Here is a 22,154-nt window from a genome sequence, read left to right on the forward strand (position 1 = left end):
AAAAACGATCATTTTGTCGTTGCAAATAGGTAAAAGTTATTATAAATTGCCGCCGGATTTTCATTAACCCTAAATGAACGTGTGGTTAAAATAGCAAAGTTAAATATTCAACTATGCTATTAAATTTCGGTCAATCACGAGAATGTTATACCTGCAGCAAATTTGGGTTGCCCTAAAACTTCTCAAAACTCTACACCTGTACATATAATAGGTAAGTGACATAATGTACTTTAGGTAAAAAGTAGAGCCGACAGGAGTGGCTCATCAGGGTCTCATTCTTATGCTTGATTTGACTCAAAGTCTTATCAAAAAGAACGCATTGTAATGGACTCACACAAAAGCAAATTGTAATGTGCTGTAATAGCTTATTTTTAATTCGCAATGGTATAAAAGCCATTGTTTAGTAGACATTTTGTTCGTCAATGTGACAAAATCACATAAAAATAAACTTAAAGTATTAGAATAAAAGCTAAGACACTGAAATATAACAATTAATAAGGCTATCAATTCTTGGTTAAATTTGGACGTACTCTCTACTGCATCGCTATTTTGTATTTAGTGTCTTTTTCATCAGTGCAAGCGCAAGGTGTGCGCACGCAAGATAAAGCACATTCAATCGCTTTTTATTATGCAGATATTGACTCAATTAGAGAGCTCGTAAGCTATGAGCGTGTTGTGGTTGACCCGCAACATCTATCCGATATTCAATTGGCGCAGTTAAAACAAGCACAAACCAAGGTGTATGCGTATCTAAGTGTAGGTGAAGCTCCCGCCCAACTAGCACAAGAATTTAATGACGCAAAAATTGGCTATAATGATGTGTGGCAAGCACACATCATGGACAGTGCGAATATGCAATGGCGAGACTATCTTGTCAGCCAAGCTCAAAAATTGAAATCACAGGGTTATGAGGGGGTCTTTTTAGATACCCTTGATAGTCATCTCAGCGTTACAGACAGCGCAAAACTTCAAGACCAACAAAAAGCGCTAATAAGCTTAGTGGCGCAAATCCAAAACCAGCTGCCTGTAATTCTTAACCGCGGGTTTGATATTTATAAAAAACTGCCGCAGCAACCTGTGGCAATTGCTGCGGAGTCTTTGCTGTACTCTTACGATTACAATGCCCGCATGTATAAACAGCAAAGTGCACAAGACACGCAATGGCTGCAAGCAAGATTAAACGAGATTAAAACTGCAGGTATCGAAGCGATTGTTATCGATTACCTAGGAGCAGACACACAACAACGCATCAAAGCTGCACAGGAAATTACTGCACTAGGATTCACCCCGTATGTTAGTGATGCAATGCTCAGTCAATTCGGTGTGTCAACACACTACCCTTTTCCACGTCGCGTGCTGGCTTTTTATAACTCAAAGGTAAATCTTAAAAAGAACTCTGAGTGTCACAAGTTTTTAGCCACGCTGATTGAATATGTTGGATATGTTCCGCAATGCATCGATATTCATGATCCGCAATTAGCCGAGCTCGATTTATCGCGATACGCAGGTGCTGTATTTTGGCTGTCGCAGGCAAGTTATCAATACTCCTACACGCAAGATATCCTTAGTCGCAGCTTAGATACTTTGCCAACCACTGTGATGGGTGAATTGCCCGAACAAGCTAGCTTATTGCAAAAGCTGGGTGTTACAGCCGACGGCTCGTATATCGGTAAGATGAAAGTTGATGGTGCTGACACGCTTTACCCCTTGCCTGACGCTGCACCATCGCAATATGTTCAATATCTACTGGACACTCAAGCCGCTGAAGAAGTCATTACCTTAGTGGATGAAATGGGTAATAAAGGTCTTGGCGCTGCCAAAATGCCTTGGGGTTCGCTATGGTTAGAACCGCTTATAGTTCAAGAACTCATCGGCGATCGTAATCGTTGGCCAGTTGATCCGTTCACGCACCTGTTGCCATTGCTCGGACTGCCAACCATTCCAGCCCCAGATGTGACCACAGAGTCAGGGCTACGTATCCTGACAGCGCATATTGATGGCGATGGTTTTCCTTCAGTTGCTTGGCTGCCAAGTCGGCCCTATGCGGGTGAGTCAATCCTTGACTCTATTTTGAGAAAGTCCACTCTTCCTCACACAGTTTCTGTAATTGAAGCGGAAGTCGGGGATAAAGGCCTTTACCCTGAAATCGCGCCGCAATTGGAAGCGATTGCTAGAAAAATTTTCGCGTTAGACAACGTAGAAGTTGCCTCACATACATTTAGCCACCCATTTTTCTGGGATCCGCGTGTCAGTGCTAAAGAGAAACTCTACGGTGATTCACTTCCTGTGCCTAATTATGAGCTTGATTACGACACTGAAGTCTTTGGCAGCGTACGTTACATCAATGAACGTCTTGCTCCGAAAGACAAAAAAGTGAGCGTGTTTTTGTGGTCAGGCATGGCTAATCCAACAGAAGAAGTTATTAGCAAAACGAATCAACTGGGCATTTACAATGTCAACGGTGGTAATACCTATGTGCTTAATGACAACTATTCGGTAGCCCAAGTTTACCCGCATGTAAACTGGTATGAAGACGCCGTTCAGGTGTATGCACCGGTGATGAATGAAAACCTCTACACCGAACTGTGGACTGAAAACTTCAATGGCTTCTCTCGTGTTATCGAAACCTTTGAGTTATTGGGGGCGCCGCATCGTCTTAAGCCAGCAAGTATCTATTATCATATGTATTCTGGCGTTTATCCCGCGTCATTAAACGCCTTAAATGAAGTTTATGATTGGGTTGAAAATCACGAACTCACTGCGCTTTACTTAGGTGAGTTTGCTCAGCGGGCACATAGTCTTTACGAAACAGGCCTTGGTAAATCAATTTTTGATGACGCCTGGTACATCACCAGCACAGGAGTTCGCTCTGCAAGGTTGCTCCCTAATCTTGTACCTGCTGAGCAAAGCAAAGGGATTGCAGGTGTTAATAGTGGGCCAGATGGTAATTACCTGATCCTCTCAGCGCCACGCACTAAGCTCGTGGTCGCAAAAGAAACACAGCCGTTTTCTGGCAAACCTTATTTGCAACAAGCTAATGCAGTCGTCGAGCATTGGTCTGCACGAGCGAATATCATTGAGATGACGTTACTTAGCCATCAACCTCTGCAAGCAACCTTTGCTCATGCCGACAGTTGCAACCTTAAAGATAGTGACCAATCACAAGTATCAACGCGAAAGCAAGGCGACTCGCTTTACCTAATGACGAAGGCCAAAGGCCGTTTTTCACTTACCCTTGTTTGTGAAAAGAATGTGGAGCTTAACGGATGAATCCGCCACAGTTCGTTTTAGGTAGTCGTAACGACAAAGATAAACGCATCGTTCTTGCCAATCGCAGGACGTTGTTTACGCTGACGCTTGCTACCTTGGCATTACTGTGGATTTTACAGCCCAACCGAGCGTTGTTAATCGATGTACTCGATGACGCCCAAGATCCAACCGTGGCTTTGGCTTTTTTACGCGTACTAAAAGATGACTCGCCAGAAGTACAAATGGCTTTTGCCAAACAATATGCGCGTTTGGATGACTACGCAAAGGTGCTAGAGCACCTTGCGCCCTTATCGCAGTTTGACAACACTGAGTATACAGATAGAGCGCATAATCTCTATGCTGTGAGCCTGTTACGAATGAGTAATGATCCACAGCAACGTGCCCAGGCGCGGGCTCAACTTGTGGATTATCTTGAAAGTCTGCCGCCAGAGTTAAGTACAGAACAAGCAAAAGAGTTTATCGATTTTGCGCTGCAAGTGGGCGAACCCAATATTGCCTATACTTTATTAAGCCGCCAACCGGATGCCGATGAACAGCAGTTATTGACCTTAGCGCGACAAGCTGGATTAGGCCCTCAAGCTGCAGAGCACGCTCTTAATTTGTATCGCCAATCACCGTCAAAAAGCAATTTTGCACAAGCGCTGCGCATTTATCGTGAGCAAGGCTTGTTTCAAGGTGGCCTAGAGTTATTAATGGACCACGCGAAAACAACTATGTGTGGCCTTAAGTGCCTTCAACAGGGCATTGAATTTGCGCTTAGTGCTGACAGCGCAGCCTACGCAATGGCATTGGCACAAATAAAAGCAAGCCGTAGTGAAGAACCACAAGATTGGTTACAGGCTAGTCGTTTACTCGCCAGTGCGGGTGAAATCGATAAAGCTATTTATTGGCTTAGCAAAGCGAATGAGCAAACGCCTGCGGTTGAACACATTCAACAGCTACATGAATACTATTTATGGCAATCAGACACAGCAAATGCCCTCGCCATGAGCAAAAAACTCATCAGCCTTAAGCACACTGTTAAGCAATTAGAACAAGGTGTGAAAGAAGCACTGGCACAGAGCGATTTGTTGGCGTTAAGCGACTTTTATTATCAATTGGCACTAGAGCAAGAGCTAGATACTCCCACCACACTAGAGTGGATCAACTACAACGACAAAGCTTATGGTGCAAAACAAACTGTCGCGAGATTAGAGAAGCTACATAGTGAATTCCCAGACAATGAACTCTATTGGTTCCAGCTAGCGCGGTTTTACAATTTTGTAGGTGAACCAAACAAATCCGTCGCTTTGTGGCAGAAAATAAACGTACCAAAACCAAGCAATTACTCTGATTTGAATTTCTTTGCTCAGAGCTTCGTTGCCATTGGATTACAACAACAAGCCTTAAATATTTTACATGGTTACACTGATCAAGCAGCGCTGAACTTAGAGCAATTAATCATTATACAAGAGCTGGCTACCTATACCGCTTCACGCGACCTTCAAAGGTCATATCAAAAATTGCGCTTAGACAAAAACGATGACTCACTTGACCCTTATTTGATGCTAGCAACATACAGCAACTGGGATAACGATGATATTACAGTGCTTTGGCAGTACTATGAACAATCTCAATCACCAGTTATTTTGACACAGCTGCTTAATCGCGCGCTCGATGCAAATAACAATCAGCAGATTAAAAAGGCCAAAGAAGCGCTTGCCCAAAACCACGAGCAGGACAATAGCTTAGCTATGCAATTGTTGCGCATTCGTTTAGCTATGTTTGAGCAAGACCTCTTCTATGCAAAAACGCTCCTCCAAGAACTTCTCGCGCTGTACCCAGAAAATGACGATGTCCAACAAAATGCGCTGTGGTTAGCAATCGGCAGTCAAGATAGAATGTGGCTATCTCAACTTTATTGGCAGGTTACTCAGGAAAATACCAATTCACCACATCTATACCAAGCATTTGCTATTGCAGCTCAACAACTTGGCTTGTTCCAACAAGCACAGTTTTGGTTCCAACGCCTGAACAACACTGAATTCATGAGCGCTGCGGATAAACTTAGCTGGGCTTCGCTTAGTGAACAACAAGGTAATGAAGCGCTTGCTCAAACATTGCGCTGGCAAGTGTTTTCAAAACTAAGTAAAGAGTTAAAACAAAGCGCTGAAGGTGAAGTGAGTTACCGCTCACTGGTAAGTTTGTTTGTGTCACCTGCATTAGCTAATACAACACTCATCTATCAACTTATGTCCGCACCTAAAGCGCTCGATGCTGGCTCGCTATTGGCTGATCCACATCACGGTGCTTTACAGAAGCTCGCTATATTGCAAGCTCACACTCAATTACAAAATGTGGATTTAAATGACAGCGTGCAGCTTGCTATCGCCATTGCGAATAATAACAAAGACGCAATATACAATCTCGCGCTCAACTCAATAACTCTAAGCCAGTTTGAGCGCGCATCAGCAGTGGCTTTGGTGGGTGACAATGCAACTGGCTGGCATTGGGGTGAAGATTCTTTGGGTGAGCATACCGCGAAAAGGGATTTGGCTCCCCTGCAGCGATTTCTGACTCAGTTGCACCCGCTGCGCAGCCACGGTCTTCGCTATGAGCATGAAATCAAAGATTCATGGAATCTTGAATCTGAAAACTTGCGCTACTATCGCCCCGTTGGCGATGGTCAGTGGTTGTTAGCGTCGAACTATGATCACGGTAAGCCTGTGAGTAACCTACTTGATAACTACAACCATAAATCAGCGCAAGTTAGCTGGCGTTTTAGACCACAAAACTACATTTCAAGTGGCGAATTAGGCGTATTTGTTGGTTCACGTCATGGCCAACAAAACGTCGGCCAGTTCGCGAAAATAAACCTAGCCACTACCGGTCGCATCAGCCACAGCTTCGATATCCAGCACAATATGCCAACGGAGCAAAGTGAAAACTTATATATGCTCGCCCTCGAAGATAAGGCTCAATGGCAAATGAACTGGCAACCTACGCGCTACGAACAATTAAGCTTTAATCTGTCGCATTCATTATTTACAACCGATTTTGGTGATGACATCGCGACACAATGGCAGGGGTCATTGCGCCTAAGCGAACAATTTAGTTTTACTCCAATGTGGCAAACCTACATCCAATATGACCATCAGCAAAATAGCTTGGAACGTGGGCCTTTAGAATCTGTTTCTATGTATCTCAACAGACCAGAGCCTGTGATAGCTGAAGACTTTATTACACCGAAATATCGCCGACTGGCCATAGGACAACAATTGATGCACGGCAACGTCGGCGAGCCAGGAAGAGACGTGTCTGGTATTCGCTATTGGCTAGACACGGCAATCGGCTACAACTTTATCAGTGACGAAAGCGATTTTTCAGCGAACGCAGGCTTAGGCGTTCGCATATTTGGAAGTGACGAGTTATTTGTCAAAGGTGTGTGGCAAAGCGCCGACCAAAATGGTCGCGAAAGTCTCACTTTAAACATTGGCTATTTCTATGATTTTTAACCCGAGGAATGCAACATGAGAACCTTACTAACTACCGCATTGCTATTTGTTTTAGCGGGCTGTGCTTCGCAATATAGCGCTCAAAGCCCGCAACTGAGCAAGGCTAATACCTTGTATATTATGCCCTTTGCTAATCAATCAAATATGCCAATGGCGCAAGCTCAAGCTGAGCAACTGGTTGCATCTGCGTTTGCAGAGCAAGGCATCGAGGTGCGAGTTTATCCAAAAGCACAAATTGGTGACTTGCAGGCGAGTTTAGAACCTAAGCAACGTTTGAAAGAAGCACAAGCTTGGTTAGTTCAACAACCCGCAGGCTACGTGTTAAGTGGTTCTGTGCAAGAATGGCAATATAAGTATGGCCTAGATGGTGAGCCTGCGATTGGCCTAACATTAACCTTAGCCACCAACTCAGGTGAAGAGCTGTGGCGTGGTTCTGCGTCTAAAAGTGGCTGGGGCCGAGAGTCGTTGTCGCACGTTGCACTTGATGCTATTGAAGACTTAATTGACCAATTAGATTGGGAATAATATCGCTATGTCGAGTAGCAAACGCCGTGGAATAAACAAATTAATCAACAGGTTATTGCTTGGAAGCGATAATCAGCCGATCATGTGGTTTGAGCTTGGACTTATTACCTTCATTGCACTTGTGATTTGGGTATACCAATCTTCTTTACCGCACGAAGACGCAACAGATTATTTCTATTGGCCTATGTTTGGTCCATTGCTCATTGCTTTGCGATACGGGTTTGGCCGCGGCATGATAAGCTTTGTATTGCTGCTATTCGGCGCCAGCGTGTGCGAGCGAATTTTTGCTATTAGCATCGACGTAAGCTTTTCCGTTTCAGTGGGAACAGCCGTTGTCACTATGCTTGTGGGTGAATTTCGTGACCATTGGCACGAAATCAACCAACGTTTCGACTTGAACCACCGCTACATGGAACAAAAGCTTAAAAGCTTTACCCAAAACTACCACCTACTGAAAATCTCTCATGATCAGTTAGAGCAACGCGCCGCAGGTAAGCAAATGAGCTTACGTACTGGTATTCAGCTACTGCAACAAGCAGCCTCGGAACATGCAGAGAATCGCATTGCCAATTTGGCACAAAAAAGTTTGCAGGTTTTTGCCGACGTTATCACTTTATATCAAGCGGGGCTGTATGAGGTTAGGGATGGTAAATTGGTGCCGGGGGCATTAGCAACTGTTGGTAGCGAACACGAGTTACACCTAGATGACCCTATGCTCAACGACGTCTTCTTTTCCAAAGCCGTGTTGTCACCAGCGGATTTCATCGAAAAAGATGAATTCGATTTGCACTACCAGCTAGTTGTACCACTCGTCGATGTGAGTGGTGAAATTCAAGGCTTGCTGGTTGCCGAAAAGGTTAAATTTGTCTCTCTCACCGACAGCAATATTGCCCTCATGGCTTTACTCGCCAGCTATATTGCTAACTTTATGTCGCATCAACTCTTTGCGCCTATCCTTAAACCTGAGCAAAGACAGTTATTTAGTCAGTACATCGACAACCAACTCTGGTACAAACGCCACTATGGTGTAGATAGTGCGATTGTGGTGTTTTATGACCTCAGCGAAAGCCAGTATTTAGACCTCGACCATGTTACAGATTACCGCCGAGGTGCTGATATTTACTGGGCGTGCGAGCACAGAAATGGTCACCAAGCCTTGTGTGTGCTGTTGCCCATGACCACGATATTGGAAGCAAAACAGTTTATTGAGCGAATCGAATCGATTCTGGCCAGCAAAGGAAAAGTTCAAGAAGGCGACTTGGATATCGTTGGACCATTGCTGGTATTTGATCAGCACAGTCAGGTAAACCAAATTCTGGACGACTTAGGAGCATTTGATGAAGATTTGGTTGATTCTTCAAACAATCCTCTTTGAGTCGGCAAGTCTGTATTTACTTGGTGCTCAAGACCTCAGCCTACTCGGGTGGCTGAGCTATGCAGGTAGCCATGGCGCGGCTGCGGGCACCTTCACCTTTTTGTGCTGGTTAGTCTTACCTAGAAAATATAAGCAACCCGTTATTGCTTCGATGGCCTTTATCTTTGTTATCGCCTTTAGTATGCCTATTGTGGGTATGTTAGGTCTGGCAACTATTTTCATTACTGCATTGTATTTCCCTAAAGACAAGGTGGTAGCTCTTTGGAAACGCTCTGATGTGTTGGAGCTGCCATTACATCCAGATCAAATGGAACACGCCCATTACGGAGCGGCAGCGCTTAAGGATATTTTGTTATTCAATCCATCAAACGAACGCCGACAAATTGCCGTTAATGCCTGTCGCTTTTTGCCGGAAAAGGTCGCAATCCCCTTACTTAAACTAGCCTTGACCGACAAAGTCGATGATGTGCGTTTATTGGCGTATGCGGCAATTGAGAAAATTGAATTTTCAATCAACCGTCAAATTGAGGTGCTTAAAAAAGAAAAGTCTCCCGAACGCGCCTCTTTGCACTTTCAAATTGCCGAATTGTACTGGGAGTTATGTTACCTCGGGATTGCCGATGGCCCGCTGCGCTTACATTACTTGGAGCAAGCCAAGTCCTACTTGTTAAAAGCACAGGAACTCAAGCCCTCACCGCGTTCAGAACTACAGCTGGGTAAAGTACTGTTGGAATTACAAGATTATGATGGCGCGACGCAGTACCTTGAACAGGCGCTACACAGCGGCCTATTGATGAAACAAGTCGCACCTTATCTTGCCGAGGCGGCATTCGCGCAAGGTGATTATGACCACGCCGCACTACTCGTTAGCCACCTTCCAACAGAAAAAGGTGAAGCATTAAATGAACTAAGGGAGTTTTGGCGTCGTGAAACCCATTGATATTTGCTTGTTACTCGAAGGCACTTACCCCTACGTGCGCGGTGGCGTATCAAGCTGGGTGCACCAACTAATCAGCGGGTTACCGCAATTTAATTTTTACTTGGTGTTTATTGGCGGCAGCAAAGAGACTTATGGCGAACAGTACTACACCTTTCCCGATAATGTTGTGGGCATCGAGAAGCACTACCTCATGGATAACGATGGCTTGTTTTCACCGCGTCCGCGTCGTGGTAAGCGCGCGGCCTTCGATATGTGGCAGTCCGTATTAGAGCGTTTCAAACGCCCGCAAGAATCATTGTCTGCAGAGCATTTGCAGGGCTTACTAGACAATTTAGGTAAGAACAAAAGTCTTTCATACGACGATTTTCTTTATAGTGAACGCTCGTGGGAAGTAATTGTCGATTTGTATTTCAAACACGCTCAGTATCAATCATTTGTCGATTACTTTTGGACCTTTAGGCATATTTATAGTCCCTTGTTCACACTGGTTAAAATCGCCGAAAAGCTGCCACCTGCGCGCATGTATCACAGTATTTCTACAGGCTATGCGGGATTCCTAGGGGCGTTGGCGAAACAACGACAAAAAGTACCGTATTTACTGACTGAGCACGGCATTTACACCAAAGAACGTAAAATTGATTTAACCCAAGCCAGTTGGATTAAAGATAGGCATAGTGCGCTTGATACCAGTATTCATAAGAAAATGGAACAAACCCGCCAAACCTGGATTGATTTCTTTGAACAACTTGGGCGTACCGCATACGATCAAGCCGATAACATCATTGCGCTTTACGAAGGCAACCGCCAGCGACAAATTAGCGATGGCGCACCTGCAGACAAAACAGGTGTAATCGTAAATGGCATTAACATGGCACGTTTTGCACAAGCCTATCAGGCGCGACCAGAAAAAGCCCCCAAAGTCGCTGGCCTTGTTGGCCGTGTTGTGCCGATCAAAGACATTAAAACTTTCATTCGTTCTATTCGTGTGGCCGTTAATTCAGAGCCTGAGTTACAAGGGTGGATCATTGGACCAACAGAAGAAGATCCTACTTACTATCAAGAATGTCAGTTGCTCGTGAGTAGTTTGGGGCTAGAAGAGAACGTACTCTTCTTGGGTATGCAAAATGTGGCTGAAATTCTTCCTAAACTGGGCGCCTGTGTTTTGACGTCCATCAGTGAAGCTCAACCTCTGGTCTTACTTGAAGCAATGGCTGCCGGCATTCCGTGTATTGCCTCAGAGGTTGGTTCATGTCGCGAAATTCTCGAGGGTATGAATGATCAAGACAAAGAGTTAGGCCCTTGTGGCTACGTGACTAACATTGCCGATCCTAACCAAACCAGCGCAGCTTTGCTGAAACTGCTCAGCGACGATGACAAGTGGAAGCAAATGGGTGACAACGGCTTCGAGCGTGTAAAACACTTTTATCAAGAACAAACTATGTATAACAATTACCAAAGCTTGTATGAGGACTTATTAGCATGGCAGGAATAGGATTTGAACTACGCCGAATTCTGCAAAAGAATACGCTACTGTCCTACTTAGAAGCTTATGGCCTTGCCGCGGTTGTAGGCTCTGGGCCATGGGTACTGTCTATCATCGCACTCATGGTGATAGGCATGCTCAGTATCGGCCGCATTTTCCCAAGCGCGCTGATCATCCAATTTCTGGTTTTGGTAACTTACATGATGGCGGCGTCACTGATCCTCAGTGGCCTCTTTCAATTGTTACTCACTCGCTATATATCAGACAGATTATTTGAGAACAAAGACCACAAAGTAACGCCAAATTTGCTCGGCTGTATGCTTGTAGTGTCAGTGCTTGGAACTGCGTTGGGTGTTGCTGTTCTAAGTCAAACCAATCTCAATGCGGCTATTAAAATGTCGCTATTATGTGGTTTCGTGGTGTTGTGCAATTTGTGGTTGATCATTGTCTTCCTCAGCGGCATGAAACAATACTATCGTATCGTATTGACTCTTTGCGGTGGTTACACCGCGATGGTGTTAGGCTCATGGTTGTTACCCCCTTTTGGTCTACTGGGACTACTGATCACCTTTGCCGCCTGCCAAGGTCTGATCACCTTTGTATTGTTATTCTTCGTTCTTCGCAATTATAGCGCCAACGACCTGATTTCTTTTGAGTTCTTAAACCGTAAGAAAGCGTTTTATTCACTCGCGTGGTGTGGCTTTTTATACAACGTGGGTGTGTGGATAGATAAATTCGTATTTTGGTCACATCCTGATGTGTCATTTGCTGTCATTGATGTGTTCCGTGCATCTTATATTTATGATTTGCCAATATTTATTGCGTATCTCGCGATCATTCCTGGTATGGCGGTATTTATGTTGCACATGGAAACTGACTTTGCCGCATCAAACGAAAAGTTTTATAAAACCGTGCGAGAAGGCGGGACCCTTGAGTCGGTGTATTTGCTCAAAGATCAGATGGTACTAGATTGCAAAAATAGTCTGTATCAAATCTTTAAAGTTCAGGGTTTAACACTCGCCCTACTCCTACTTTGGAGCAAGGAAATCTTGATCTTGCTGAAAATAGACATCGCATATCTGCACTTGCTGTATGTTGACTTGGTTGGGGTCTCTTTGCAGGTGATTGTGATGGCGATTTTGAACGTTATGTTCTATCTTGACCGTCGTTACGAAGCATTAGCCTTAGTAACCATTATGACGGTTGCCAACTTCACATTGACGGAGCTGTCGATTGCCTTAGGCCCACAAATGTATGGCTATGGTTTTGCGCTTTCAATGCTTATCACCACCCTTGCTGGCTTAATTTGGTTGAATCGCCAATTCGCTCGTCTTGAGTATGAAACCTTTATGCTGCAACGTTAGTTGCAGCTAAAGCGATAAGCATCATTCAAAGCTACCGGCAATACAATCGTCGAAATTCCTAGCGGCTTGGTTTGTGCACAAACTGTATCTAGCTTGCCATCACCTACATCGGCAACACTCAAGTATTCGACGTGGAAAATCGCTTTTTTGGCATTATAAAAGGGCGATAATTTGGCGCACTCTGAAAAGCGGTAACAAGATTCATTGATAGCGAAATCAAAATAGGGCTGTAACTGTCCAGCGAGACCAACGTTATTTTTCATCCCAACATATAAGCCCAAACTACGCGCATACTCGGCAATGAAAATACTGTAATCCACAGTGTCCTCGGCAGTTAACTCAAAGCCAGAGTCGTTTATGTGGCCGTCCATGTTATCCGGCTCAACGGCATCGCAGCCCTTACTCACTGCCGATTCCATGCGGGACTTCATGATTTCTCGGACATTTTTGCTACGTGTATCTAGCCAACGCTCCTGGTCATAATTCGTCAAAACATTACCTAAATCCGTCTCAAAAAAAGCTCCGGCATCATCACGATACGACTCAAAGCTCCCTGCCGAAAAGTAGCAAATAACAAAGCGTCCTTGTTGTTTCAGATCGGCTATTTGCTCTGCACTGTTAGTAGATAAATCGATGTCGTAAGCAAAGGTTTCATATTCATCATTTATATCACCAATTAGCTGCCACTGCCATGAACTGCCCTGAGGTGGAAAAGGTGGAGGGCCGCTCGCGTCAGTTTGTGTTTGTTCATCACTGCCACCACAGCCAATTAAGGCAACAATCACCATTACAAAAAGAAGAAAAAACCGAATATCTTTCATGTATCTATCTCAACAGCTAACAAGTAAAGACTCATTTTGAGCTTTGTACCCATTATAAAATTATCTGTGAACATTGATACCTTTTTTATCGTTATCATATTACGTATGATTGACGTCGCGTAAAGCAGTTCCAGAGTACAGCACATGCAAATCCAGAAAGTTATTGATGAAATCACCCACGACGTCCAATCAAAGCTAGCAAACTTCGATGGCGAGGTTGCAAGCTATATCCCTGCTTTGGCCAGCGTGCGGCCAGATCAATTCGCAATGGCTGTACACACTGTTGAGGGCGAGACCTTTTATGGTGGCGACTGTGAGAAGTTGTTTACCATTCAGTCAGTTTCTAAAGTACTCACGTTAACGCTGGCATTGCAACGTTACGGCAATGAATTGTGGCAAAGAGTTGGAAAGGAACCTTCAGGCACAGCATTCAACTCCTTAACCCAGTTAGAATTCGAACAAGGGAAACCTCGCAACCCCTTTATCAATGCCGGAGCCATTGTAACCTGTGATGCACTCTACTCTCGCCTGAGCGCGCCAACTCACCACATGCTGGAAACTGTTCGCTGGCTCAGTGGCAATCAGCGTATAAATATCAATCAGTTAGTCTCGCGGTCCGAATATCAACACCGTCATCGCAATGCAGCAATGGCACACCTAATGGCCTCATTTAATAATTTCGAAAATGAAGTGGATGAAGTGCTGAAGGTGTATTTTGGTTTCTGCGCGATTGAAATGAACTGTGTCGAATTAGCAAAGACTTTCAGTTACTTAGCTAATAAAGGCGTGGATGTCGCATCACAACAGCGGATTCTCAGCACCAAACAAAATTCGCAATTAAACTCTTTGCTATTTACTAGTGGGCTTTACGATGCCGCAGGCGATTTTGCTTATCGCGTTGGCATGCCTGGAAAATCGGGGGTTGGCGGCGCCATTGTCGCCATTGTGCCAGGTCAGTTTACCGTGGCGGTGTGGTCGCCGAAACTCAATAGTTACGGCAACTCCAGTGCAGGCTTGTATGCACTGGAGCAATTCGCTAATAAGCTATCACTGCACTTGTTCTAGCTCTAGCTTCGGCTGCTTAGCTTTCTTTTGTTGCGCAGTTGTTGGTTTGTCAAAAATACCTAAACGAATACGGATAAAGTGGAAGATTTCACGAGCAACGTCGATAGAGGTCGCTTGCTCAAGGCCTTCAAAACCTGGACTGGAGTTCGCTTCACAAATTTTAAAGTGCTGCTCGTCAAAAAGTAAGTCGATACCCGCTACATCCAAATCCAAGGCATTGGCCGTTTGAGTTGCCAACCATTCAATTTCTGGTGTGATCTCGAAAAGAGTACCTTTGCCGCCAATACTGACATTGGCTTTAAAGTTGTCACCACCACTGTTTCTCTGCATACAGGCAACCGCGCGCCCACCAATGGTAAGAACGCGCAAGTCACGGCCATGACTGCTCTTAACAAACTGCTGCAAAATGATATTTGCTTGCGGGCTAGTCGCTTCAATAAGCTGCATTAAATCATCAAACTCATTGCGCGTCTTGCTTAAAAACACCCCGCTGCCCTGCGACCCAGATAGGGTTTTAACCACAGCTGGGAAGCCAATTTGGCGCTCGACTAACTCAATGTTTACCGGAAATTTAACCAACATAGTTGTGGGGGTTGGTAAGTTTTGCTTGGCGAGGATTTGCTGAGCGTAAAGCTTATCTTTTACCGTTTCAATCGCATGTGCGCCATTGACACAATACACACCCAATCGTTCAAGGTGGCGGATAATAGCTAAAGCAAAGTAGGTAGTGCCTGCACCCATACGTGGCATTACGAAATCAGGAAGTGGCACAGATTTACCATTGATAAGAATGCTTTTGTCATCCTCTCGAGTTACAAGCAGATCGAATTGGTCTGGGGCAAACACCTCTAGCTCGATGTTCTCCTCTTTGGCGACAGCCACGAGACGATCGATTTCATATCGTTCTGGTTTGAGTAAATTGGCGCCATCAGTGTAGATAATCCAGCCGCGCATAATTCCCTCTCGCTAAGCAAAAGGCGGCATTATGCTTTTTTGGCCGAACCCGGTAAAACAAGAATATTTTATCGTCGCGATAAATTTTATACCTTGAACTGACTCACTAAGTCCTGCAAATGTTGCGCTCGAGACAACAAACTTTGCGTGCTTCGTTGCTGATGCTCAGCATTGTCATGAATTTCAGTGGCACTGTTTGAGATGTCATGAGCAGATTGATTGATATGTTCAACAACCGTACCTTGTTCTTCTGTAGCTGCAGCTACTTGATGGTTTCCTTGGCTGATTAACTCAAACTTTTGCTGAATTGCCTGCAAAGAAGACACTGCAACGTGCGTCAAGTCGGTCACTTTTTGACTGCTCTGAGTGCCTTGGGCAATGGCCTCTTGTGACTGTAAAGAAGAGTTCTGTAAACGGGTAATTTGCTCTCGAATTTCTGACGTCGACTTTTGTGTGCGTTGCGCTAACGAACGAACTTCATCTGCAACCACGGCAAATCCACGCCCTTGCTCACCGGCGCGCGCCGCTTCAATCGCAGCGTTGAGTGCCAGTAAATTAGTTTGTTCCGATATCGCGTTAATCACTTCAACCACAGAGTTAATTTCAGCAGCCTGATTTGCAAACTCACCAATACTTCTGTCCACATCAATCAGGATATCGTTGAGCTCTGTCATCGTTTTCGCCGTCACAGCCATACTTTCATTGGTGGCAACGGTTTCACGCACCGCCTCTTCGGTATCACTCGCAGTTCTGTGTGCAATGTCCGATACTTCCGTGATGGTCTGGCCCATCTCGGTGATAGCTGTGGCCACTTGGTCAGTTTGCGCACGCTGATTTTGGGTCGCAACAAAAGTGCTATCTGAAAACGCAGCGAGTTCACCTATACCTTCGCGCATAGCTTGCTCAGTGACGCTAATTTCATCCACCAACTCTGACACTTTACCGATAATCGCGTTAAAGCCTTTCGCAAGATGCCCTAATTCGTTATCAACGCTGTCGTCAAGGCGTTTGCGTAGGTCACCACCTTGTCCAGACATGTCGAGTAAATCATCACCGACTCGACGGATGCGCGTGCTCAACCAATTGGCAAAGTAGAGGGTCAATACCAAGAAAATACCTGCAAGTACAACGCTCACTATAATCGACATCCATACTACGGCATTAATAGCACCGGAAATTTCTTCTTCAGGCTGTAACGCTACCAATGTAAGCCCCATGCCTGAAATCGGCATTACCCCCGCATACATAAGTTCGTCTTGAAGCTCCACTTGAGCAAGTGAAAAACCGCTGGCACTGTTTTCAGTAATGGTTTGTAGTGCGCTTAACGCGCTTACCTGAGATAAGTTCTTGCCGATATAACTGCTATTCTCATGAGCGATGATGCGACCACTATCATCCACTAAAAATAAGTAACCTCGGTCACCTATTTTCCTTGAAGTCACAGTCTTGGCCACATCTGAAATATCGTATCCTAGACCCGCCACACCAACAGGACGTCCATCAATATTGACCATAGTATTTACGAACAGAGTCAACTGCCCGCCTTTTTCGCTCGCATCAAGTGCTAAAGCTTGACGCTGATTCTTACTTAAAAAATCAAAAAACCAGCTGTCTCTGGGTTCTGTTTGTGCAACTTGTTTGAATAAACCTGTTTCGGTGTAGTAATTGAGTGAATTCCTACTCACCCAAAATACTGCGGCGGCTCCACTTTTCTTTTGCAAATCAGCAAAATAATCCATAACCCGTTGATGAATTTCTGAACTTTGCTCCCCTTCTTTCATCCATTGATGCAACATAAGATTGTCAGCCAATGATTGCGACACCGAAATCGGGTATTTCATCTGCGCGTCAATTTCTGCCGCAACACGCCCTACCGCGTCAGGTAGCAGTTGCTGTTCTGTTTGTTGATAGTAAAGTTTGGAAAATTGCGTGGTGTTGATCAGTGCACTGACAACGGTAACAACAAATAGAGCAACGAACACAAAACCAATGAAAATGGTTCGAAGGGTTAAATTGCGCATTAAATGGACCTCATTATTTTGCCTTAATTAACACTAAGCCCTTCCATGCGCTTTGACTTTTTACTTTAGACAACAGTAGGTTGGTTAGCAAAGTAATTCAATTGTTGTACCTATTTAACAAGTCGATTGCCTTGTCTAACGGCACGGGCTGAGAGTAATAATAGCCTTGGCTAAAGTGACAACCATACTCCTGTAATTTAGCCTGCTCCTCTTGTGTTTCAACTCCCTCAGCAATCACTTCCATCTCTAATTCAGAAGCAATTTTAATTAAGCTTGCGATGACAACTTGATGTTTATGCTCAAACAAAATTTGTTGGGTAAAAGATTTATCAATTTTAATGTAGTCCGCTCTTACATCTATCAAATGGCTAAGCGACGAATAGCCGGTGCAAAAATCATCAAGGGCGACTTTGACACCATGCGCACGTAATTTATTTAGTTGATTTTCCACCTGATTTTGAGCATTTATGGACACCGACTCCGTGACTTCAATGGTCAACTGGGGCGCAGGAATATCATGTGTTTCTAGGGCTGATAAAATGTGCTCTACAGGGTGCAGTAAATGATTGAACTCAGTAGCAGAGCGATTCACAGTCATCGCAATGCTTTTATAACCGTGGCCATGAATTGCCGCCAAATCTGCCAACGCGCGATTTAGTACAAATTGTCCTAGCAAAGAAATAAGACCGAACTCTTCAGCTATAGCGATGAATTCATCAGGGTAGATGGTACCAAGCTCTGCGTCGTGCCAACGCGCTAGCGCTTCGAATTTGGTGATTCGGCCGGTACTGTTGTTTATGATTGGTTGATAAGCAACATCGAGTTCGTCAGCGCGCAGCGCTTTATGGAGCTTGTCTCTAAGCTGAATCTTGCGCAGGTACACTCCTTCCACTTTATCACTGAAAACCACAATGTTTTCAGTCGCCGCACGCTTAGCACTGAGCATCGCGTGGTTTGCGTTACGCACAAATACCGTTGCGCTATCAACGTCTTCATCAATATGATTTATGCCAATACTGCAGCTCAATTCAATGTTTAATTCGCCAAGGCGAATTGGCTGACACACCCGAGACAGGATGTTATCGGCACAAAAAAGCACTTGCTCTGGTGTGGAGTCAACAATGAGTATCGTAAATTCATCACCGCCATAGCGACTGAGCACATCAGAGCTCAAAACACTATTTTGCAATCGCAGAGCAACAGCAACAAGTACCTTATCGCCCACTTCGGGCCCGTATAAATCATTGATATCTTTAAATCTATCAAGATTCAAAAACAACAGTGAACTAGGTGACTTCGTAGTGCGATACAAAGAAATATGTTGCTCTACTCGCTCCAAGAAGCTGCGGCGATTGTGCAACCCAGTCAAAGGCTCTTGGCTGGCGTAAAATCGCAGTTGACGCTCACTTTCTTTCCAATCACTGATGTCTCTAAAGAGGCCGATATAATGACTGATGCTGCCATCCTCGTCCCTGTTTACCGTAATAGAGAGCTCTTCTGGGTAAACTTCACCGTTTTTTCTGCGGTTATAAATTTCACCACGCCAATGGCCTTGTTGTTTTAGTTGCTGCCACATGCGTTCATAAAATTTAGCGTCATGACGGCCCGAGGATAGAATCCCTGGCGGACGTCCCACTAACTCACTCTCACGATAGCCGGTATATAACTCAAACGCAGGATTAACACGCAGAATGTTGTTTTCACTATCCGTGATCATGATGGCTTCTTTGCTTTGTTCAAAAACAATATTGCGTAAAGAAAGCTCAGCAACCAGTCTGTTTTTCTTGTCTATATCAATATCGTATCGAGTTTGTGCAGCAACGATGAAGGCAAGATCTTGAAACCACTGTTGCTTTACTTCGGTGAACTGTTGAGACTCTTGGAATAACGCAACCAAAATGCCGATAGGCTCTCTTTTTACGTCACGTAAAGTGACACCTATGTATGCGTTTACGCCAAGCTCAGTCAACATCAAATCATCTGGGAACAGGGCCGCGACGTTATCTTCGTAAAAACAAACGTCCTTGCTTTCAATGGCGTCAGCGCAGGGAGTACAGTCCAGAGCATATTGGATGTTGGGCTGTGTAGTGCCATCAATGTGGAAGGCTTTGGTATCAATGTGTGTGCCGTGACTATTGAGGCGACCAACAAAACAGTATTTCGCCGCAAACACTTCATCAATCATAGTTAACGCCAACTCATAGGCTTGCGCGGAGCAAGTCGTTTGGTAAAGCGCGTTAAAAGACTGTGGCATGGGTTAAGGTTTTATTAGGACACACATGCTTAGTAGCTTAGCACAAACTTCATCATGTATATGGATATATTCTTTGACATCAATATGATGCATATCAATGTTTAGTAAATCGGAGAAACATAGCAACACTGTCAAAGATGCAGTAATTTGATACACTTATTGCATGGTTATGTCATTTGTTAATGTATGCAAAAACAGGTTAAAAAAAGTCGTAATACGTTACTTCGTGTTTGTTTGTTTTGCTGCTTTGTACTGAGCTTAAGTTGGCTATTTATTTCTGATGGCGCTGTGCTTTTGGTCATTACACTGCTTGTTATCCTTATTTTAGTATGGGGCATAGCCCAGCGCCTGATGCTTATACTGGATGTTCAAAAGCGCCGTTAACTAACTACCATCTGTGTTTGATTACGCCCTTGCTCCTTGGCCCTATAAAGCGCGTTGTCAGCCTCTTTAAGTACTTCATTTACATCCTTGTGCTCTTGCCAGACACTCACTCCTATCGACACAGTTACCCTTGGCACAGGCAAGAATTGATGCTCGGCGATTTGCTCACGCAGGCGCTCCGCTAAATCAAACGCGCGATGAAGCCCTATTCCAGGCAACAACAGCATAAACTCCTCCCCTCCGCTTCGAAACACACCATCGTATTCTCGGCATCCTTTTTTAAGCAGTGCAGCAAGGGACTTGATTACTTTGTCGCCGACATCATGCCCATAGGTATCGTTGATGCGCTTAAAGAAGTCTATGTCTAAGGTGATCACCGCAAAAGGCTGTGCTTGAGTACACATTTTCTCGAGGTAGGTTTGCATATAACGACGATTACCAATCCCAGTGAGCGGATCTGTGTGTGTTGCCAAGCTTAGCGCATCAATGCGTTTGACCTGCTCGTTACGGTACCCTTCAAAAGCACGTTTCAACGTTCTGATTTCGTGATACCACAGCGGAATATCCCTAAATTCATTATCGTTGTTACTGACTCGACTTGCCAATAGCTGCAACGGTGCACTGATTTTAGATGCCAAGAACCAAATGCCAAGTAGGGTCAATACAGTGACAGGCAGCGCATGATAAATTAACTCGTAAATAGTTTCCCCGACCGTACTAACAACCTTTTGTGAATCACTGCTGACAATTACAACCCAACCAAGCTCAGGCACAGTTGCAAAAGCCATTAGTTGCTCATGCGATTTATGCGGCGTGAGTGCGCCACTGCTGTGTAATTGCGAGCGTGTGAACGCCGGCCACAAGGCATTTGTGTTGTCTAGTTGGCTGCCAACATCTCTCTCATCCGTATCAAAAATCACAACACCATTGGCACTGACAACGCTAATACTTACTTTTTCACCATGAAAATGCGTTCCAAGCACGCGAGCGAGAACGTTGTCTCCGTGGAGGTAAATAGTGCCGGCTACATAACCAAGATAAAGCCCGTCATGCGCGTCAACAATAGGGTGAGACGGGCTAAGGATCAGATTGCCAGAAGGAGAGATAAAAGGCTGAGGTACGATCGGCATTTTTGCATTGAGGGACTGTTTTGCCGCTTCTGAGCGCAAAGAAATCCCGGCAACGCCCAGTGCTTTCGGTAACGCATCTAAAATGAGTGCGTCTTTATTAACTATCACAACCGAATTGAAAAAGTCATTTTGTTGTAACAACCGCGTAGCTTCAGCATTCCTTAGCTTTGGGTCATCGAAGTTGGTACTCAGTTCCTTGGCGCTGAATGCCAATTGTGCGCGTAAGGTGTTCATCGCCATGCTACTAATATCAGCAATTTTACGCGCATACGCTTCATTATTGCTCAGCGTCTGTGCCACTTCTCGTTTGGACTGAACGTGATAGTTAATGACAAACTGATTTGCCAGCGTAACGACAACGCTTAATAGACCAAAAGCCAGAATTACCTGCCTAAGGTTACAGGGGAATAATTTCGCGATTTGCATTCATGATCCACTAGGTACGTCTACTTCGTATACCAAGATACCATGAATAGAAAAGCCATAATTTGTTATTAGTCAAAATGATCAATCATTTTTTAACATGCGTATCAAGTAGTCACCAGAAACCTTATTCGCCTTACCAATGGCCATTGATTAGTTGGAAAGTACATGAGTAGCATTCATCAATGTATCGATCTATCATCCTTATCTAAAACAGAGATTTTTACCCTGTGGTTGTGCCTTCACACCAACGCTGACCAAAGGGCAGTACAAAGCCAACTCCAAGACGTGCTGTCCAGCGAAGATAAGGCACAGAAGATATTCGATGGCTGGCGTGAAGATATATTACGTCAGTTGCAAAATAAAGGCATGCCCGATTCCGGTGTGAAACACTCTGGTGAATTCGCGGATTTCCTCTTTTGCTTGCTCAGCAAAGTGCCGCAGATTGAGCAAAAATTCGCCCAAGAAATTATGCTAGTCCATCACTTAGAGCAAAATCCTGAAATAAATTACCAGTCAGAAAATACACTTTCATCGTGGTTTTCAGACGTTTTGCACTAAAATCCGTCGATTTTCACCCCGTTTGTGACATCATAGGCTATTGAATTAAAAAGACTCTACCTGAATGTAGCCTAAATTGTTGAATAACTG

Annotated in this window: 14 protein-coding genes; 9 read left to right on the plus strand and 5 right to left on the minus strand. The window is 44.5% G+C overall.

The genetic code is table 11. From position 1 onward, the window contains the following. The first annotated feature begins 510 nt into the window (after positions 1-510). Genes V1358_RS08770 through pelG form a run of 7 tightly spaced genes read left to right on the plus strand, consistent with a single transcriptional unit; the run spans position 511 to position 12,451 of the window. Positions 511-3,270 (plus strand): endo alpha-1,4 polygalactosaminidase, encoded by a 2,760-nt coding sequence (locus V1358_RS08770; RefSeq protein WP_347393263.1) that lies wholly within the window; start codon positions 511-513, stop codon positions 3,268-3,270. Beyond that, complete coding sequence (locus V1358_RS08775) at positions 3,267-6,764, plus strand: tetratricopeptide repeat protein (RefSeq protein WP_347393264.1); 3,498 nt, start codon at positions 3,267-3,269, stop codon at positions 6,762-6,764. The genes V1358_RS08770 and V1358_RS08775 overlap by 4 nt, the downstream gene beginning before the upstream one ends. Positions 6,765-6,779: 15 nt before the next feature. After that, positions 6,780-7,289: a hypothetical protein gene (locus V1358_RS08780; protein WP_347393265.1), complete on the plus strand. Its 510-nt coding sequence runs from the start codon at positions 6,780-6,782 to the stop codon at positions 7,287-7,289. Positions 7,290-7,296: 7 nt separating this feature from the next. Beyond that, positions 7,297-8,664, plus strand: a complete 1,368-nt coding sequence (locus V1358_RS08785) for a PelD GGDEF domain-containing protein (protein ID WP_347393266.1) — start codon at positions 7,297-7,299, stop codon at positions 8,662-8,664. Then, complete coding sequence (locus tag V1358_RS08790; protein WP_347393267.1) at positions 8,627-9,604, plus strand: tetratricopeptide repeat protein; 978 nt, start codon at positions 8,627-8,629, stop codon at positions 9,602-9,604. The genes V1358_RS08785 and V1358_RS08790 overlap by 38 nt, the downstream gene beginning before the upstream one ends. Further along, a complete protein-coding gene (gene pelF / locus V1358_RS08795) occupies positions 9,591-11,096 on the plus strand; it encodes a GT4 family glycosyltransferase PelF (protein WP_347389610.1) in 1,506 nt (501 codons plus the stop codon). The genes V1358_RS08790 and pelF overlap by 14 nt, the downstream gene beginning before the upstream one ends. Then, entirely contained in the window at positions 11,084-12,451 is a 1,368-nt protein-coding gene (gene pelG, locus V1358_RS08800; RefSeq protein ID WP_347389611.1) for an exopolysaccharide Pel transporter PelG, read from the plus strand. The genes pelF and pelG overlap by 13 nt, the downstream gene beginning before the upstream one ends. Here pelG and V1358_RS08805 read toward each other — a convergent pair. Next, on the minus strand, positions 12,448-13,272 hold the full coding sequence (locus tag V1358_RS08805; RefSeq protein WP_347393268.1) for an endo alpha-1,4 polygalactosaminidase: 825 nt from the start codon (positions 13,270-13,272) through the stop codon (positions 12,448-12,450). The two genes, pelG and V1358_RS08805, sit on opposite strands and share 4 nt — an antisense overlap. Before the next feature lie 144 nt (positions 13,273-13,416). Between V1358_RS08805 and glsB the strand changes: the two genes are divergently transcribed. Beyond that, positions 13,417-14,337, plus strand: a complete 921-nt coding sequence (glsB, locus tag V1358_RS08810; RefSeq protein WP_347393269.1) for a glutaminase B — start codon at positions 13,417-13,419, stop codon at positions 14,335-14,337. Here glsB and V1358_RS08815 read toward each other — a convergent pair. From V1358_RS08815 to V1358_RS08830, 4 genes are all read right to left on the minus strand, one after another. Then, positions 14,320-15,291, minus strand: coding sequence for an ATP-grasp domain-containing protein (locus V1358_RS08815; RefSeq protein ID WP_347393270.1), 972 nt, complete (start codon positions 15,289-15,291; stop codon positions 14,320-14,322). The two genes, glsB and V1358_RS08815, sit on opposite strands and share 18 nt — an antisense overlap. A gap of 86 nt (positions 15,292-15,377) precedes the next feature. Continuing rightward, positions 15,378-17,312, minus strand: coding sequence for a methyl-accepting chemotaxis protein (locus V1358_RS08820; protein WP_347393271.1), 1,935 nt, complete (start codon positions 17,310-17,312; stop codon positions 15,378-15,380). A gap of 97 nt (positions 17,313-17,409) precedes the next feature. Beyond that, the gene (locus tag V1358_RS08825; protein WP_347393272.1) at positions 17,410-19,566 is read right to left on the minus strand and encodes a putative bifunctional diguanylate cyclase/phosphodiesterase; all 2,157 of its coding nucleotides are present in this window, start codon (positions 19,564-19,566) and stop codon (positions 17,410-17,412) included. Between the two features lie 380 nt (positions 19,567-19,946). Beyond that, entirely contained in the window at positions 19,947-21,506 is a 1,560-nt protein-coding gene (locus tag V1358_RS08830; protein WP_347393273.1) for a sensor domain-containing diguanylate cyclase, read from the minus strand. A gap of 165 nt (positions 21,507-21,671) precedes the next feature. Here V1358_RS08830 and V1358_RS08835 point away from each other — a divergent pair, with 165 nt between their 5' ends. Beyond that, entirely contained in the window at positions 21,672-22,064 is a 393-nt protein-coding gene (locus V1358_RS08835; protein WP_347393274.1) for a hypothetical protein, read from the plus strand. The last annotated feature ends 90 nt before the right edge of the window (positions 22,065-22,154 follow it).

It is taken from the genome of Pseudoalteromonas pernae, assembly GCF_039831865.1.
Lineage (GTDB): Bacteria > Pseudomonadota > Gammaproteobacteria > Enterobacterales > Alteromonadaceae > Pseudoalteromonas > Pseudoalteromonas pernae.